Below are 16,379 nucleotides of genomic sequence, written 5' to 3'. Positions count from 1 at the left end.
AAAAACCTGAGCCCGGTTGAATACCGGACGCAGGTTCTAAAAGTCGCTTAACAAAATTATTTAGTGTCTAACTTTTTTGGTTCAGTTCACTCGTGTCGCCTTTTATAGTTCCTTCATCATCATGTAATAGTCAGATCCAGGTGGGTAGTCCGGTAGCACACCGGCGACCGTATAGCCAAAGCGCTCATAAAATGATTTCGCCTGAAACGAGAACGTCGTCAACTTCACACGCGTCGCACCGAGCGACTTCGCAATCGTCTCCCCTTCTTCAAGCAACCGACTCCCGAGCCGCTGTCCCTGAACGTTCGACTCCACCCATAAACGGTCTAAATCGAACCATCCCCAATACACACTCCCGTACAAGCCAGCAATGATCCGTCCTTCTTGCTCGATTTTCAATTGAACAGCCGGTACAATCGCCTCGCGAATCTCGCGATGATGCGCAGAGTGAACATTATTATAATCACGTAGCTTCCCAGTCAAAAACTGTTGAAATGACTCGTCTTCTTCATGGATTCGTACAATTGTATGCATTAATTCTCCACCGTCCCATTCACAAAAAACGTAATCAGCTCCTGCTCTTCCTCATTCACCTCACGATTGACAAGTGTAGCATATGATTGGGTGATTTTTTCAATATTTCCCGGGAAATCGTTCGAAATCTTGGCGATTCTTTTCAAAGTAAGGCAATCTGCTGCGAACGCTTCACGACTTACCATCTCACCGTGTGACCAGACGATCTGTTGTGCATCAAATGTCTCTAGTACATGTAACAATCGAAGTGTCTCTTCTGGTGTCATTCGCCATGTCGGGGCATACAAATTTGCATACAACGCGTCTCCTAAAAATAAGACGCGTTCTTCCACGACATAGATAACGACCGAATCTTTCGCATGGTCGCCACCGACATGCCTCAATATGACATGGATCCCACCAAGATCGAGCGTCAACGACTCCTGAAACGTCAGTGTCGGCAGAACGATTTGAATGTCTCGCGAATCACCATACTCTTCGCGGATCGCCTGGGCACAAAACTCGATTTCAATTCCTTCAGCAACTCGTTGATTCAATGATGCATCGTCCCAAGCGTAAGGGACGAGCTTCTCCATCTCGTGCTTTGTCGCCTCGCTTGCGATTGAGACCACTCCTTCTAAGGCAGGTAGCCCGAAGATGTGATCCCAGTGCCAATGTGTCAATGCGACCATTGAAGGCGCACGGAGGCCACGCTCTTGAAGCTGTTCTAAAAAGGTTGAGGCATGCGCCACGGAGTTGCCTGCGTCAATGAGTAATGTATGGGTGTCACCGACAACGGCACCAAGAATCGGACGATCCGTATGCGCAAGCGGCGTCATATACCAAAAACGTTCCGAATGTTTGATCAAGGTTTGCATGAACGGCTCGACTCCTCTTCTATCAATTTGGTTAGTTCTTCAAATGAAGAACGCTCATCATTTTTGATTCGGACATGACGAAACGGGATCCGATCAAGCAATGTAAGCTCACGTCGCTGTCTGTCCGCCAATACCGCAATCGTTCCCGATACACCGACAAGGTTACGTTTCGATGCATAGGACCCTGTCGTGTAATACTCGACAAATCCCTGTTGCCATTCAATCGGTCGCTCGTCGTAGACGAATGGAAATATCCGAGCGACATCGTTTAACTCCAAATAGACGATGATTGGTTCGATTGGTTTAAGAATCGATGAAATTTCTTGAACGTATGTTTCAATCGCCTCTAACGAAACGTCTTGGGCGACCATCCCAATCGTGAACGGGTTTTGAAGCAACGCACATTCAAAGATGACGTCACGTTCTTCCTGCTCGAATTTCGTTACATAACGCCGCCATCGTTCGCACATGATTCGTGTGTGAAGTGCAAAGGGCAACTCATAGACATCTGTTCCTACGCGCTCTTCCCCTTCATCGTAACGAACGAGCCATCCGTCTTCAATTTCATCAAGAATCGTACCATGTGAAGGTGGTTCCGTTACCCAGTAGATTTCATGCAGATCGACGGGGTGAGCAGCGTCCACTTCCGAATAGAAGACACCTACTTTCAACGCACATATCTTTTCAGCAAATGTGGATTTCCCACTTCCCGGCAACCCCTCAATCAACCACAATTTCCCCATACTTAAAACCCCTCACCATCTGAATATCCATCGTATTGAAACCATTGGTTGCCACCATTGTTCTTCGCAATATACATAGCCGCATCCGCTTGCTGAAGAATCGAATCAATCGTTGAGGTAGATTGGATTGTGGCGACCCCGATACTTACTGTAAGACGTATGGTTTCACCATTTGACGCGTTTATTCCCTGGGAAATAACGTTGTTCATCTCCTTTACGCCAACAGGTACATCCTCTTGAACGACAACGAATTCATCAGCTGAAAATCGATATACTTGACCTCCGAACGTTTCCACGAATCCGCTCAATCGTTGTGCGATTTCAATCAATAACTCATCTCCGATCAGGTAACCATATTGATCATTAATCCGTTTGAAGTCGTCTATATCGATCAACAACAATGTGACTGTTTGTGAACGCTGAATCTGTCTATATAGATCGGTCATGAGTGTATATCGATTACAGAGTTTTGTTAGTTGATCCTGTGTCGCAATTCGAATCATTTCGCGTTGTTTCCGCTCTTTCCGAATTCCGTTCTCTAACCATCTTGCAAGCAACCGAATCGTGTCTGCCAACTCTTGCAGGGTTTCTTCGTCGAGTTGATCGTTTAAATTGCCTTGCTCCGCCAATAAGACAATCCACCCGAACACTTGGTGTTTATGTGTCAAAGGGAAGCTGACAATTGTTGTGAACTCAATTCCATCTACAATCAGTTCTCCTTCTTGAAGAGTTTGTGAACCGACCGTCGTCAGTTGATGGAGGGTGCGCAGTTCTTCTTCCTCCCACATCAGACGAGACACCCCGTTCTCGACCAAGAGACGATGTGAGGATTCACTTGAGAAGATCACCGCATGCGAGTAACCGACCCATTCCAATAAGATTTCTTGAACTCGTGCCAACTGGTCTTGAAACGGCATACGAAGTGCCGTCGCTTCATACAATGCCTCTACGACTTGTTGGCGTTTGATTTGTCGCCGTGACATTTCTGTATGTTCAATCTCTGCCATGACCCAGTGTGTGAACGACTCGAGCGCATGTAGATTCTCTTCAGTGAATGTTCTCGCCTGAGCATCTACCACACAAAGAGTGCCGATGACGTGACCTTGTTTCGTCCGGAGCGGCACCCCGGCATAGAACCCGACTTGATCGAGCCACGGACTGTCACTCTCAAATGCTTCAGCTGCCACATCTTCAATCACAATCGGACGTTCCGACGTGACGACTCGCGTACATAGCGTCCACTCCCGCTTAAGATGAGAAGATTCAAGTTCGATCCCGACACACGATTTGAACCATTGCTGGTCCGTCGTCATGATGGAGATGAAGGCAATCGGCATCTGAAACGTTTGTGCGACCAAACGAGAAATCCGATCAAACCGTTCTTCTTGTGGCGTGTTTAAAATCTCCAATCGTAAGATGGCCTTTATTCGCTTTATCTCGCGTTCATCAAGTGAAGGATGAAGTAACTGCGACGGCTGTTCAATTTTCGATAAGACTGCCTGGTGAGAATGCAAGATTTCGAGTGCCTCATCTAGGTTTTCGAGCGCCATCGGGCGGCTAAAGAAATAACCTTGAATTTCATCACAGCCGAGCTGACGTAAAATACGATACTGTTCTTCCGTTTCAACGCCCTCTGCTGTCACTTCGAGTTCTAACTTTTTAGCGAGTGACACAATCAGTTTGACGATTTCGTATTCTTTCATCCCATTCTCTTGATCGAGTTGTGCAACGAATGATCGGTCAATCTTGATGCCATCGATTTCAAATAGCTTCAAGTAATTTAAAGAAGAATAACTCACCCCAAAATCATCAATCACCAATCGGAATCCTTGCTGCTTCAACGATTCAACCGTTTTGATGGCAGCGACCGGTTCATGCATGAGTGTATGCTCCGTCACTTCGAACTCAAACTGCTCCGGCTTCAGGTCGTATGACGAAATGATGGTCACCAATTCATTCATGTGATGCTCATGAAACAAATTCGGCGACACATTCACGGCGACACGACGACCTTCGAATTGCTCTGCATGTGCAGATACGTCCTGACAGACTCGATTCATGACGAACTGCGTCACGTCTTCAATAAGCAATGACTGTTCCGCCACACGAATGAACGTTTCAGGAGAGACGAACCCAAGTACCGGACTATTCCAACGAATGAGCGCCTCGAAATGAATCGACCCATCCATCGACACTTTCGGTTGATAGACCATATATAGTTCATCTTGTTTGATTGCTTTCACAAGCTCCGTCTCAATCATAATCTCATCAATATAACGCTGAACATACTCATCATGTTCATATAGATGAATCGTTTGGTTACCGTTCTGACGTGCCTCTAATAAAGCCGTTGAGGCGTTCATGATGACGCGATCGGCGTCAGCAACTCCCGAACTGATGCCGATACAACTTGATAACGGAAATTCTGCATCGGCCACTTTGTAAGAATGACCCGCGATGACATCAAGTAAATGTTCCGCATACATATAGGCCGTCTTCATCGGGACATGGGCCAAGACCGCGATAAAATCTTCCCCATCGACCCGACCGATGATGGAACCTTTCGGGAGCGTATTCGCCAATTGACGCGTGATATCTTTAATCAATTCATTTGAGCGCTCCACCCCTTGGAGCGACATCATCATCTTGAAACGATTGATATGTAGGCGTATCACACTTGTTTCTTCCGTGCTCTGTCGATCAAACAGTTGATCAAGATCCAATTTGACTTTCATCAAATTCGGCATCCCCGTCAAATAATCCATATGTTCGATACTACGTAACAACTTGATTTCCGCTTCTTCTGACAAATCCGTCGTCAAACTGAGCACATAGCGCACGACACCCGATTCATCTTCGATTGGCACAAGCATAGAGGAGGCGAATCGGGCCGTATTGGATTCGATATTCATTTTTGACATGAAATAGACAGGTTCCCCTGTCTCGACGACCGCATCATAATGTCCAATCAATTCATTCGCCACTTCTGAGCGATACATCTCATGTAAATACTGACCTTCCACATCATCCGGAAGTGAAGAAGCGACTTTCCCTTGATCGCTCACATGAACATAACGATAGCCTTCATCCGTCACTTCCATTAGAAATACCATTCGATACAAGCGTGTGAACAGCTCGAATAGATAATATGGGTCGCCTTTCATCCGTTGCATCGTATACCTCCACCTGTTCCTTTTTCTTATAGTGTAGTTGGTTTCGCCCCGACTAGGGAGAAAACCTTTGAAAAAATGGGAAAACGTTTTTCATTCATACAAAAACACCTCCTCAATCTGAGAAGGTGTTCGTCGAATCAAAGCAACTCGTTCGCTAGTAGGCGATAGACGTTCAAGCGATCTTCTTGCTTATGTTGGATGCTACAAATCATCGCTTCATCGAAACCATAGCGTTCCGATTCATCTCGCAACTGTTCCGCGATTTGTTTTGGCGTCCCCACGAGGTGGATCGCTCGGTTGTTGGCGATATGAATTTTATCGACTTCTGTGAGCGGATAGTCGTGGGCTGCTTCCGGACTCAATAACTGTCTCAACTGTCCGCGCATCAAGAAGAGCCGCGACAAATCAGACGGTCGAGCCAAATATTCGGCCTCTTCTTCCGTCTCTGCTGTCGTGACCAAATACGTGACGCTGATGTCCGGTTTCTCCATAAAATCAGAGGGAGTGAAGTGGTGGCGATACGTATCGAGTGTTTCGGCACTCAGTTCGCCATTGAAAAATTGAGCAAACGAATAACCGAGTCCCATTCGACCGGCTTGCACGGCACTGTTCCCACTCGATCCGAGTAACCACGCTTCTGGTAGCGTGACGCCTGTCGGGGCTGCCGGCGTGTTCTTATACCACCGCTCTTCCGGTGCTTCATCTTTGATCAATTGAAGCGTCGTATCGAGCTTCTCGTAAAGACCGTCCATCATTGGCTTCTGCCCTTGTGACATCGCATAGATGGCGTTCGCGTCCCCGCCTGGTGCGCGTCCGACACCAAAGTCGATGCGTCCTGGTGCCAGGGCGCTGAGCGTCTTGAACACTTCCGCCATCTTCAGTGGCGAATAGTGCATCATCATGATGCCGCCTGATCCGAGACGAATCTTGTTCGTTTTCGCCGCCAGATAGGCCGCAATCACCTCTGGAGCCGAACTTGCGAATGACATGCCACCATGGTGCTCCGCCATCCACATCCGGTAATATCCTAACTCCTCTGCGACTTGTGCGAGCTCGACCGCGCTGTTCAGCGCATGCTCGCCTGTATGACCCGACGTGACCGGCGCCTGGTCTAACACACTCAATCTCATGATGCATTCTCCTATCTCTATAATGAAGTTTCTAAATATCTTGAATTTGTTGGACTCGCCGTCATCATACTAAATGCCTCTATGGAATACGAATGTTTTGCCTAGTGTCCACTTTATATTTTTCAGAAAATTTACGCATTCGGTTGATAGCACCTGGTCATATTTTTTATACTAATAAAGAAATACGTTTTAATAAGGGCTGGATGTGTAATGGGGATACATAGACAGTATAAACACTTCGGGGAAATGGGGAATGCATCATGAATGGTTCATCAACACCAGACGGAAAGAAACCTTCTTTTTCGAGTCGAGACTTTTTTAAGTTCTTGATTCCATCGCTCATCGGCATCATGTTTTTCATCGTACCAATCTCATCAGAAGAAGGCTTTACGATTCCGGTCGCTTTCTTATCCAATCTATTGATTGAGTGGATTGGCGAATTCGTCCCGACACTCGCTGTCATCATGATGGGGATTTCGATTGTCGGATCTTTATTGTTGTTTACGGCACGCCCTGCTTTTATGGTGGAACGACCGTCCATCAACGCACTCTTTAGCGTGACACCGTTTTGGTTCGTCATGCGCATCATCGGTTTTGTCGCCGGTGTCATGACGCTACTCACACTCGGACCAGAGATGATTACGTCAGAATTTACTGGGGGCTTGTTGCTCTTTGATTTGATTCCAATCTTGTTTGCGACATTCTTTTTTGCAGGTATGTTGTTACCGCTCCTCTTGAACTTTGGGCTTCTCGAGTTCGTCGGGACGTTCTTGATGAAAATCATGCGCCCACTCTTCCGCTTGCCAGGGCGCGCCTCACTCGACTCGCTCGCTTCATGGGTCGGGGATGCGACGATTGGGATTCTACTGACGACAAAACAGTATGAGGAAGGCTATTACACGAAACGGGAAGCATCGATCATTGCGACGACCTTCTCCGTCGTCTCCATCACGTTTACTATCGTCGTCTTACAATACGTCGAACTCGACCAATACTTCCTACCGTACTACGGGGCAATCGTCTTATCTGGCTTGGTCGCAGCGCTCATCATGCCGCGGATTTATCCACTATCTAAAAAAGCAGATACGGCCTATGAGAAGACAGAGCTCAAACCGGAAGAAGACGTGCCGTCGAACGTTTCACTTGGGAAGTGGGCATTGATACAAGCGCTACAAAAGTCACGTTCAAGCAAAAGTTTCCTAGAGACACTCAAAGACGGCTTCAAGAATGTCCTCGACATGTGGATCGGCGTACTCCCTGTCGTCATGGCGGTCGGAACAATTGCGGTCGTCATCGCAGAATATACGCCGTTCTTTACCATTATCGGGAAGCCGTTCGAACCGATCCTGATGCTCTTGCAAGTACCCGAGGCTTCGGAGGCTGCTCAGACGATGGTCGTCGGTTTCGCCGATATGTTCTTGCCGGCCGTCCTCGGAAGCGGCATCGAGAGCGAATTGACACGTTTCGTCATCGCCACACTGTCCGTCACTCAACTTATCTACATGTCTGAAGTCGGGGGCTTACTGCTCGGTTCAAAACTACCGATTTCATTCCTCGACCTCGTCTTAATCTTCTTATTACGGACGTTCATCACGCTTCCGATCATCGTCGGAATCGCGCATCTTGTCTTTTAACGAAAACGACGCCCTTTCTCTTTTATGAGATGGGGCGTCCTTTGTATACTAAAAGAAAAAGGAGGGAGACCTAGATGGAGCACCCATTTGCAGGACAACTCGAGGTCGCGAACAACGGCTATGCTGGAATCATCGCCCCGGAGCTTTATGTGAACGATCGTTATCACGGACGCTGGACATTAAAGCGCTCTGTACAGATTGAAGGCGTGCCCGTCTTGCTCCAACGCCAGTTCGAGAACGGAAAGAACAACTGTACGTTAACGTCCATTACCGCCATTTTCCGCTTTTACCGAGACCATGGGTATACGAATATCCCAGATGATGTGACGCAGATTCAAGAGGATGTACGCGAGATCGCCTTCATACATCATTTCAAAGACGAGAAAGGGACGCCCCCGACTCAAATCGCCACCATCATCACGAAATTATGGAAGCGATACGGGTATGAAGGTCGAGGGAGTTCCCGCTATCTATGGAAATGGTCGACGTTTGAGCGTGAGCTGAAAGCGAGTCGCCCATTTGTATTGAATATGGCGAACGGCTTTTATAAAAATCATTCCGTCACCGGAATCGGTTATTTACAGTTTGAAAAACGGGGGTTTTCGGACGTCATCTTGTTAGCCGTGCTCGATAATCGTTCAAAAGACGTGCGCTATATCGACTTCAATGAATTCAATTTCTGGGGAAGTATCACGCGCGTCCATCCGCCAGCCACTCATCCATAATCGTTTCAAGCGCTTGTCCGATTCTTAACAGATGCTCACGCTTGGCATATGACCCGTAATGTAGCCCGTTTGAATCCCGACCATTCCCGAGCCCGACGAACACTTCAGACGGTTTCATATGAAGTCCAATCATCGGGATGCCCGATTCATGGCGTCCGATTTCATAAGTGATGGCAGGATAAGCTGATAGCCTCCCCGTAGTCGAGAAACCTGTGAAGGCACGACAATTCTCTCGCCCGAGCACAATCAAACGGGTCGGGTTGATGGTTGTAATTGTGCGCTCCAGTAACTCGATCGAGGTCGGATGCTCCATCCAACCGCGTCCGGCCTTCATCTTCCCCATTTGTTCATACGTCGCAAGTTTAAAAAAATCGACGTGGATGACAGAGGCCGGATTGTCATAAAACGTTCGCCCCATCCCGTTCAACAGCGCCTCAAGTTTGGCGCCACCCGGTTTCCCAAACCAGCTCGTCGTCGCGCGACCCGATTCGAAATAGGACGATGCTCGTTCTATCGTTTCTTGCAGCGCCTCTTCATTTCCTAGGTAATCTTCAAACGAGAGCGCGTTCCGCCAATAGAACTTTTGGGCTTTCCCCGTTCTCGGTGTCCCGTCTCGATGTAAAAATTCGCCGCGTGACGGGTTCGTCCCGATGGTCAGCCATTGATTCGGACGAGGACGACCGTACCAAAGGACAGGCGATGCCTCCGAAATCAGTTCTTGGCCAAACGATGTCTCACATAACATCGCTTGAAATCGGATCACATCTTGTAACAATTGTACTGCCTCCATGTCATCCCTCCTCTCCCGTTCGTTTCCCGCTTTCGAGAGTTTTTGAACTACTCCCACCTACGCGTTGCTTAGAGGTGGGAGATTCCTGAGTTATCCTCTCTATCTAGAGAAACATTATCAGGCTAGCCCCGTCGTCCCGACGGTTGAAGAAGCTAAGATTCGTTCAGCTTCTAATTTCAAATTCATACCTGCGTTAATATCGCGATCATGATGGACTCCGCAATTCGGACACGTCCATTCACGTAAGCGCTTCGTCTTAACGTCTTTGTGTTTGTAGCCGCAGCAAGAACATAGTTGGCTGGAAGCAAAAGTTTTACTAACCTTTACGACTGTCTTGCCGTACCAATCGGCTTTATATTCCAACATTCGATGGAACTCCGACCAGCTTACGTCAGAGATTGCTTTGCTCAACTTGCGGTTCTTCTGCATATTCTTAACTTGCAAGGTTTCAATTCCGATGATGTCGTGGTTTTTGACAATCTCGGTCGACACCTTGTGTAAGAAATCATTGCGCTTGTTCGCGATTTTCTCATGAATTCGAGTGACTTTACGTTTCTGCTTTTGATAATTTTTAGCTTCAGATAATTTTACTTTCTTATTTAGAGCGATCAACTGACGTCGAGAAAGCTTGCGTTGCTCTCGGACTAACTTCTTTTCTAGGGATACGAAATAACGGTCGTTCGTATATACGGTTCCGTTTGACAAGATGGCGAAATCTTTTAAACCCACATCCACACCAACTGACGAACCGGTCTTAGGGAGTTCGTTGATTTCTTGCTCAACGAGCAAAGATACGAAGTATTTACCCGAAGCCGTGCGACGAATCGTGGCATTAATAATCCGGCCCTCGACCTGCTTCGAGTTGGCAAAGCGCACCCATTTAAGCTTCGGAAGCTTGAGTTTGTTACCGATGATTGATACTTCAGGAAGTTGGGACTTTCCCTGGATATTCGTCTTATAGGATTGGACAGGGTTTCGCTTAGACTTGAAGCGAGGTCGTTCGTTCTGCTTCTTGAAAAAGCGGTCGTAGGCATCGGCTAGATGCTTGACACTGGTCTGCACAGAGGTGCTATCAACTTCTTTTAACCAGTCGAACTGCTGCTTCAACAAAGGGATTTCTTTCGAACAAGAGCCGTAAGACAGTCCTTTTCCTGTCGCCTTATAGGTTTCATCCCACTTCGCCAAGAAGTGGTTGAAGACGAAACGCGAACAACCGATCGTCTTGGCGATCAGGATTTCCTGCTCTTTTGCCGGATAGATTCTGAATTTGTAAGCCTTATGTTTCAACATGATTTTTCACCTCCTTGAAAGATATTATACCCGAAAGGATGGTGGGCGCTTCATTTCCCACTTTCACTAGGGCTTCGCCCTGAACGTTTAGAAGTGGGAGTATTCTCGCCTAATTTTGATAAAATGCGTTATAGTGAGAGGACAAAGCCAAACAAAGGACGTGTATACATGCGCATCAATAAATTCATCAGTGAATCAGGCAAGGCGTCCCGTCGCCAAGCCGATCGTCTCGTCGAAGAGGGACGCGTCACCATCAATGGGAAAAAAGCAAAAATCGGCGATCAGGTCAAACCGGGGGATGAAGTCCTCGTCAACGGTTCGGTCGCACGTGTCGCACGAAACAACGTGTATATCGCCGTTCATAAGCCGGTCGGGATCACGAGTACGACAGAGAAGAAAGTAAAAGGAAACTTGGTCGACATGGTCAACCACCCGCTCCGCATCTTCAACATCGGTCGTCTTGATAAAGACTCGGAAGGTCTCATCCTCATGACAAACGACGGCGATATCGTCAACGAGATTCTTCGCGCAGAAGGCGAGCACGAGAAAGAATACATCGTCTCGGTCGATAAGCCAATCACACCGGAGTTCGTCGAACAGATGGAAGCCGGCGTCAAAATCCTCGGGCAGAAGACGCTTCCGTGTAAAGTCCGCCCGCTCTCGAAGTTCGACTTCAACATCACCCTCACGCAAGGACTCAACCGTCAAATCCGTCGGATGTGTGAGGCGCTCGGATACGAAGTGTTCCGCCTCCAACGCGTGCGTGTCATGAACATCACGCTCGGGAAACTCCCGCCTGGACAATGGCGCGACCTTTCGAAAAAAGAACGTGAGCAGTTGTTCCGCGAATTGAATTACGAGCCGAAAGAATGGTACTAAAACAAGCCTAGACGCGCGTCTAGGCTTGTTTTTTATTCTGGTCGAAGTGATGCGACATGGTCGGTCTCACGACGAATGAAACGTTTGAGTTGAGCGCTCAAGTCATCGAGCTGGCCCATTGTCGTCCTCATTCTACATTTCATATGAATGTGGTCAAATGAGTCAAACTGCCATTCATCATGAATGAAAATATCGACTTGGATGGTCCCGATGCGGTCAATCAACGTGAAGGTTAGATTGACTTGCAAATCATCCGAATCCTCTTCTTCATCGAGCAGTCTCCATGTGATTGGTTCTTTGCCCCACGCTTGATTGAATTGATCGATCTTTTGATGAAGATCCTCAAGACTCGCATCATCTAAATAAATCAACTGATTACTGGTGCAGGCAGAAGACCGAAGTTGAAGCTGAACTTGATAAAACAGCTCCGTTTCATCCATCCATACTCGTTCCATCTCAAACTGAATCATGACTTCACCTCTTTTCTTAATATAACACGAGGTGTCATCACATCAGGATGCTCTCTCGATTATTTCGCCGTCACGCCACCGTCTACCGGAAGTTCGATCCCGCTAATATGATTCGCTTCGTCTGACGCGAGGAAGAGGACGGCTGCCGCCACCTCATCCGCTTGTCCGAGATTCGGCAAAGCGATTTGATTCAAGAAGTGCTGCTTATAGTCCGGATGTTCCATATGCGGCGCACTCATCGGTGTCACGATATACCCCGGATGCACCGAGTTGACCCGAATGTTTTGCTTCCCGTAATCGACGGCCGCTGCTTTTGTGAGAGAACGGACAGCACCTTTTGAGGCCGTGTATGCCCCGGCACCTGCCATACCTGTCAGTGCTGAGATGGAGGAGATGTTGACGATTGATCCTCCGCCATTCTCTGTCATGAGCGGAATCGCATACTGCGTCCCTAACATTACCCCATCGATGTTGATGCGATACGTGCGCGCCCAGTCCTCTTCTGTCTGTTCCAAGAACGGTTTCGCGAGTGCGATTCCGGCATTATTGATGAGGATATCCAATTTTCCACACGTCGCTTCCACTTCTGCAAATACGTCTTCCCAACTTGAACGTGAGGTCACGTCATGCTTCACCGCGATGGCTTCCCCACCTTGTGCACGAATCGACTCGACTACGCTTTGTACCCCTTGTTCATTGATATCTGTTGCGACAACCGTCGCCCCTTCTTTGGCGAATAGACGTGCCGTCGACTCTCCCATACCGCTTCCTGCCCCTGTGATGACCGCTACTTTCCCCTGTAAACGCATTGTCCCAGCTCCATTCGTTAAATTGTGATAGTCTAACTATCATAATAATAATTGGATGTGACATTAATCTCAACGAAACTGCTCGAAGACGATATACTTATGACAGACAATGAGGTGATCGAATTGAGTAAACGACAACAAAACAAAGAAGAACGAATCCAGCTGATTATCCAAGAGGCCGAACGCTTATTTTTAGAGAATGGCTTTGAGAAAGTTCAAATGCAGGACATTGCGGATGCGGCAGGGATTGGGGTAGCGACACTGTTTCGCTATTTTCCGAAGAAAGACCAATTGATCGTCGCAGCGGCCGTCAAAAATCTACAGCCGACACTCGAGCGATTTGAACAGTTTGTGAACGAGGAAGGTAACGCCTATGAACGGCTCGAGATTATCTTGAACTATTTTTTCGAGATGCAGTTGAAGCGGACGGACCACGCCCGTTTTCGTGAGGCGTTCGAGAGCTATGCATCGTTCGTCGCCACACCCCTTCCTGGCATCGAGACATACATTGACGTACAACGACGAATCATGCAGACGCTTGAACCGTTGATCGAAGACGGAAAGCGTGATGGCTCGTTCCGACCAGATATCGATGTGAAAGTGACAATTGTTACGATCATCAATGCATTCGGGACGTTCGGCAACAATATCATGCTGAAGTCGCATATCAGTTATTTAGAGGACGATATCGAACCGGCTGTGCAAATCAACGTATTAAAAGAGATGTTACTCGCATCCATTCGGGCATAAGAAAACCCCTTCCTTGTGAAGGGGTTTATTCGTGAAGTTCTAACGGTAGTCCATCCGGGTCGAAGAAGAAAGTCATCTTCTCTCCTGTAAAATCATCACGACGAATCGGTTCTGTCGCAATCCCACGTTCGTTTAATTCGGCAACGACGGACTCGATGTCGTGGACTTTAAACGCCAAGTGTCGAAGACCGCGCGCCTCTGGGAAATTTGGACGCTCGGGACTATTCGGTTTGATGAACAGCTCGAGCTCATATGTACCAAGACGTAAGTCGATTTTGTGATCCTGTTTCTCCGGGCGGTGGTGTTCTCGAATCACTTCGAATCCGAGTGCCTCGACATAAAACTGCTTGGCTTTATCGTAATCCGACGCAATGATTGCGACGTGGTGAATCGTATTTAAGTTCATCATTCTATTCCCGTATACAAAAAAAAATGAGCACCTCTCACTAGAGGTGCTCTCGAAAGTCTACCGCGACGGACCACGCTCCACAACGTGCTCCTCAAGGGAATGTCCGCCGTCTTACATAGACCAGCTCATCGCATGTACTCAACTATATGCGAAACCTACGTCCTCGTCAATCTTTTCTTCAAATCCGGTTGACATCTTCCTAATTTTTAGGATAATCAATAGTGTTAGCACTCTTTATAAAAGAGTGCCAAAATACAGACAAAAAAGGGAGAACGATCATGACAAAGAAACAGTTTCAAACGGAATCGAAACGAATTTTAGAGTTGATGGTCCACTCAATTTATACACATAAGGACATCTTCTTGCGCGAGCTCATCTCGAACGCAAGTGACGCGATCGATAAGATGTATTATCGCGCCCTCTCCGACGAGAGCATCGAGTTCAACAAAGACGATTACTTCGTCAAAATCGAACTCGATAAAGAGGCACGGACGATTACGATTCGCGACACGGGCATCGGGATGACAGAAGAAGAACTTGAAACGAACCTCGGAATTATTGCAAAGAGCGGTTCACTCGCCATGAAACAGGCGACGAAGATGGAAGAAGACCATAGCCTCATCGGTCAATTCGGGGTCGGATTCTATTCTGCATTCATGGTCGCTGACCGTGTGACCGTGCGGACTCGCTCGATTGACAGTGATCAAGGATACGTATGGGAGTCAGAAGGCACAGACGGCTATGCAATCGAACCGACAGACAAGGCGGACATCGGTACAGAAATCACGCTCCACTTGAAAGCAGACACTGAAGATGACGCGTACTCGTCATTCCTTGAAGAGTATGAAATTCGTTCGCTCATCAAGAAACATTCGGACTTCATCCGTTATCCAATCAAACTCGATGTGACGAAACATCGTCAAAAAGAGGACTCAGAAGAGTATGAGGACTACAAGGAAGAAGAGACCGTCAACAGCATGGTGCCGATTTGGCGGAAGCGTAAGAGCGAACTCAAAGATGAGGATTATAAGGCGTTCTATCACGAGAAGCGCTACGGTTTTGATGAGCCGCTCAAGCACCTTCACTTGAACGTCGACGGGACGATTCGATATCAATCAATCCTCTACATCCCGTCAACGGTTCCGTTCGACTATTACACGAAAGAATTTGAGAAAGGGCTCGAGCTCTACTCGAACGGCGTGTTGATCATGGAAAAGTCACCCGACCTCTTGCCGGACTATTTCGGTTTCGTCAAAGGGATGGTTGACTCTGAAGACCTCTCACTCAACATTTCCCGTGAAATGTTGCAGCAAGACCGTCAGCTTCGCGTGATTGCGAAGAACGTGAAGTCCAAAATCAAAGGGATGCTCGAGAAGATGCTCCAAAACGAGCGTGAGGACTACGAGAAGTTCTACGAGTCGTTCGGTCGCCAATTGAAGTTCGGTGTGTACGACCAGTTCGGCGCAGCCAAAGACGAATTGAAAGACTTGATTCTCTTCCATTCTTCTCATGAGAAGAAACTCGTCTCGCTCAAAGAGTACGTTGAGCGGATGAAAGAAGATCAGAAGTATATCTACTATGCGACAGGCGAATCGATTCATCGCATCGACCTCTTACCACAAGCAGAGCGCTTGAAAGAGGAAGGATATGAAATCCTCTACTTCACAGAAGAAATCGACGAGTTCGCAATCAAGATGCTGCAGTCGTATGACGACAAAGAGTTCAAGTCGATTGCGAGCGGCGACCTCGGTCTCGATGACGCGGAAGCGAAATCGCTCAACGAGGACAACCAAGACCTGTTTACATTCATGAAAGAAGAGCTCGGAGACCGCGTCAAAGAAGTGCGTGCCTCGACACGCCTCAAGTCACATCCGGTCTGCTTGACGGTCGCAGGTGACGTCTCGATTGAGATGGAGAAGATTTTGAACGCGATGCCAAACGGCGGCGGCATGAAAGCGGAGAAAGTGCTCGAAGTGAATGCTGAGCATGCCATCTTCCAGACACTCCAACGAGTGTATAAAGAAGATGAAGCGAAAGCGAAACAATATACAGACCTCTTATACCAACAAGCCCTTCTCATTGAAGGGTTACCAATTGAAGATCCGGTAGCATATTCGAATGCGGTGTGTGCGTTGATGGCGGAGTGACTCTAAATAGCAAATGCCCTCATCTGAATGAAAATATCA

The 16,379-nt window shown here is 47.6% G+C and carries 15 protein-coding genes; 5 read left to right on the top strand and 10 right to left on the bottom strand.

Annotated elements, in window-relative coordinates:
• Positions 1 to 102: 102 nt before the first annotated feature.
• The 5 genes from KNO92_RS11080 to KNO92_RS11060 all read right to left on the bottom strand — a co-directional run bounded on the left by KNO92_RS11080 (position 103) and on the right by KNO92_RS11060 (position 6,437).
• A complete protein-coding gene (locus KNO92_RS11080) occupies positions 103 to 534 on the bottom strand; it encodes a GNAT family N-acetyltransferase (RefSeq protein WP_214761330.1) in 432 nt (143 codons plus the stop codon).
• Positions 534 to 1,391, bottom strand: coding sequence for an MBL fold metallo-hydrolase (locus tag KNO92_RS11075; protein ID WP_214761328.1), 858 nt, complete (start codon positions 1,389 to 1,391; stop codon positions 534 to 536). The genes KNO92_RS11080 and KNO92_RS11075 overlap by 1 nt, the downstream gene beginning before the upstream one ends.
• A complete protein-coding gene (locus KNO92_RS11070) occupies positions 1,379 to 2,134 on the bottom strand; it encodes a P-loop NTPase family protein (protein ID WP_214761326.1) in 756 nt (251 codons plus the stop codon). The genes KNO92_RS11075 and KNO92_RS11070 overlap by 13 nt, the downstream gene beginning before the upstream one ends.
• Before the next feature lie 2 nt (positions 2,135 to 2,136).
• Complete coding sequence (locus KNO92_RS11065; protein ID WP_214696683.1) at positions 2,137 to 5,307, bottom strand: EAL domain-containing protein; 3,171 nt, start codon at positions 5,305 to 5,307, stop codon at positions 2,137 to 2,139.
• A gap of 137 nt (positions 5,308 to 5,444) precedes the next feature.
• Positions 5,445 to 6,437 carry an LLM class flavin-dependent oxidoreductase gene (locus KNO92_RS11060; protein ID WP_214696682.1) on the bottom strand — a complete coding sequence of 331 codons (993 nt, stop codon included), beginning with the start codon at positions 6,435 to 6,437 and terminating at the stop codon, positions 5,445 to 5,447.
• Between the two features lie 260 nt (positions 6,438 to 6,697).
• Between KNO92_RS11060 and KNO92_RS11055 the strand changes: the two genes are divergently transcribed.
• The gene (locus KNO92_RS11055) at positions 6,698 to 8,071 is read left to right on the top strand and encodes a YjiH family protein (RefSeq protein ID WP_214696680.1); all 1,374 of its coding nucleotides are present in this window, start codon (positions 6,698 to 6,700) and stop codon (positions 8,069 to 8,071) included.
• A 74-nt stretch (positions 8,072 to 8,145) separates the two neighbouring features.
• On the top strand, positions 8,146 to 8,796 hold the full coding sequence (locus KNO92_RS11050; protein ID WP_214696678.1) for a C39 family peptidase: 651 nt from the start codon (positions 8,146 to 8,148) through the stop codon (positions 8,794 to 8,796).
• On the opposite strand, the gene KNO92_RS11045 is transcribed toward KNO92_RS11050, so the two are convergent.
• Together KNO92_RS11045 and tnpB are read right to left on the bottom strand one after the other, a co-directional pair.
• Entirely contained in the window at positions 8,762 to 9,586 is an 825-nt protein-coding gene (locus tag KNO92_RS11045) for a hypothetical protein (RefSeq protein ID WP_214696671.1), read from the bottom strand. The two genes, KNO92_RS11050 and KNO92_RS11045, sit on opposite strands and share 35 nt — an antisense overlap.
• A 117-nt stretch (positions 9,587 to 9,703) precedes the next feature.
• On the bottom strand, positions 9,704 to 10,876 hold the full coding sequence (gene tnpB, locus KNO92_RS11040) for an IS200/IS605 family element RNA-guided endonuclease TnpB (protein WP_214696669.1): 1,173 nt from the start codon (positions 10,874 to 10,876) through the stop codon (positions 9,704 to 9,706).
• Positions 10,877 to 11,044: 168 nt separating this feature from the next.
• Here tnpB and rluF point away from each other — a divergent pair, with 168 nt between their 5' ends.
• On the top strand, positions 11,045 to 11,755 hold the full coding sequence (gene rluF / locus KNO92_RS11035) for a 23S rRNA pseudouridine(2604) synthase RluF (protein ID WP_015880301.1): 711 nt from the start codon (positions 11,045 to 11,047) through the stop codon (positions 11,753 to 11,755).
• Between the two features lie 32 nt (positions 11,756 to 11,787).
• On the opposite strand, the gene KNO92_RS11030 is transcribed toward rluF, so the two are convergent.
• Positions 11,788 to 12,225 carry a hypothetical protein gene (locus KNO92_RS11030; RefSeq protein WP_214761324.1) on the bottom strand — a complete coding sequence of 146 codons (438 nt, stop codon included), beginning with the start codon at positions 12,223 to 12,225 and terminating at the stop codon, positions 11,788 to 11,790.
• A 59-nt stretch (positions 12,226 to 12,284) separates the two neighbouring features.
• Positions 12,285 to 13,034 carry an SDR family NAD(P)-dependent oxidoreductase gene (locus tag KNO92_RS11025; RefSeq protein ID WP_031424198.1) on the bottom strand — a complete coding sequence of 250 codons (750 nt, stop codon included), beginning with the start codon at positions 13,032 to 13,034 and terminating at the stop codon, positions 12,285 to 12,287.
• A 123-nt stretch (positions 13,035 to 13,157) separates the two neighbouring features.
• On the opposite strand from KNO92_RS11025, the gene KNO92_RS11020 reads away from it, so the two are divergent.
• Positions 13,158 to 13,784: a TetR/AcrR family transcriptional regulator gene (locus KNO92_RS11020; protein WP_214696666.1), complete on the top strand. Its 627-nt coding sequence runs from the start codon at positions 13,158 to 13,160 to the stop codon at positions 13,782 to 13,784.
• Positions 13,785 to 13,809: 25 nt separating this feature from the next.
• On the opposite strand, the gene gloA2 is transcribed toward KNO92_RS11020, so the two are convergent.
• Positions 13,810 to 14,190: an SMU1112c/YaeR family gloxylase I-like metalloprotein gene (gene gloA2, locus KNO92_RS11015; RefSeq protein WP_214696664.1), complete on the bottom strand. Its 381-nt coding sequence runs from the start codon at positions 14,188 to 14,190 to the stop codon at positions 13,810 to 13,812.
• 281 nt (positions 14,191 to 14,471) lie between these two features.
• Between gloA2 and htpG the strand changes: the two genes are divergently transcribed.
• Positions 14,472 to 16,340: a molecular chaperone HtpG gene (gene htpG, locus KNO92_RS11010; RefSeq protein ID WP_214761323.1), complete on the top strand. Its 1,869-nt coding sequence runs from the start codon at positions 14,472 to 14,474 to the stop codon at positions 16,338 to 16,340.
• The last annotated feature ends 39 nt before the right edge of the window (positions 16,341 to 16,379 follow it).

Origin of the sequence: Exiguobacterium sp. s129 (assembly GCF_018617585.1) — a bacterium.
GTDB classification, from domain to species: domain Bacteria; phylum Bacillota; class Bacilli; order Exiguobacteriales; family Exiguobacteriaceae; genus Exiguobacterium; species Exiguobacterium aestuarii_A.
The sequence above is the reverse complement of the archived record's forward strand: the minus strand, read 5'-3'. Positions and strand labels throughout refer to the sequence as shown.

Coding starts and splice junctions, on each gene's coding strand:
- KNO92_RS11075 (WP_214761328.1), bottom strand. CDS start 1,391: ATGCAAACCTTGATCAAACATTCGGAACGTTTTTGGTATATGACGCCG.
- KNO92_RS11070 (WP_214761326.1), bottom strand. CDS start 2,134: ATGGGGAAATTGTGGTTGATTGAGGGGTTGCCGGGAAGTGGGAAATCC.
- KNO92_RS11080 (WP_214761330.1), bottom strand. CDS start 534: ATGCATACAATTGTACGAATCCATGAAGAAGACGAGTCATTTCAACAG.
- gloA2 (WP_214696664.1), bottom strand. CDS start 14,190: ATGAACTTAAATACGATTCACCACGTCGCAATCATTGCGTCGGATTAC.
- htpG (WP_214761323.1), top strand. CDS start 14,472: ATGACAAAGAAACAGTTTCAAACGGAATCGAAACGAATTTTAGAGTTG.
- KNO92_RS11055 (WP_214696680.1), top strand. CDS start 6,698: ATGAATGGTTCATCAACACCAGACGGAAAGAAACCTTCTTTTTCGAGT.
- tnpB (WP_214696669.1), bottom strand. CDS start 10,876: ATGTTGAAACATAAGGCTTACAAATTCAGAATCTATCCGGCAAAAGAG.
- KNO92_RS11030 (WP_214761324.1), bottom strand. CDS start 12,225: ATGATTCAGTTTGAGATGGAACGAGTATGGATGGATGAAACGGAGCTG.
- KNO92_RS11025 (WP_031424198.1), bottom strand. CDS start 13,034: ATGCGTTTACAGGGGAAAGTAGCGGTCATCACAGGGGCAGGAAGCGGT.
- KNO92_RS11065 (WP_214696683.1), bottom strand. CDS start 5,307: ATGCAACGGATGAAAGGCGACCCATATTATCTATTCGAGCTGTTCACA.
- KNO92_RS11050 (WP_214696678.1), top strand. CDS start 8,146: ATGGAGCACCCATTTGCAGGACAACTCGAGGTCGCGAACAACGGCTAT.
- KNO92_RS11045 (WP_214696671.1), bottom strand. CDS start 9,586: ATGGAGGCAGTACAATTGTTACAAGATGTGATCCGATTTCAAGCGATG.
- KNO92_RS11060 (WP_214696682.1), bottom strand. CDS start 6,437: ATGAGATTGAGTGTGTTAGACCAGGCGCCGGTCACGTCGGGTCATACA.
- rluF (WP_015880301.1), top strand. CDS start 11,045: ATGCGCATCAATAAATTCATCAGTGAATCAGGCAAGGCGTCCCGTCGC.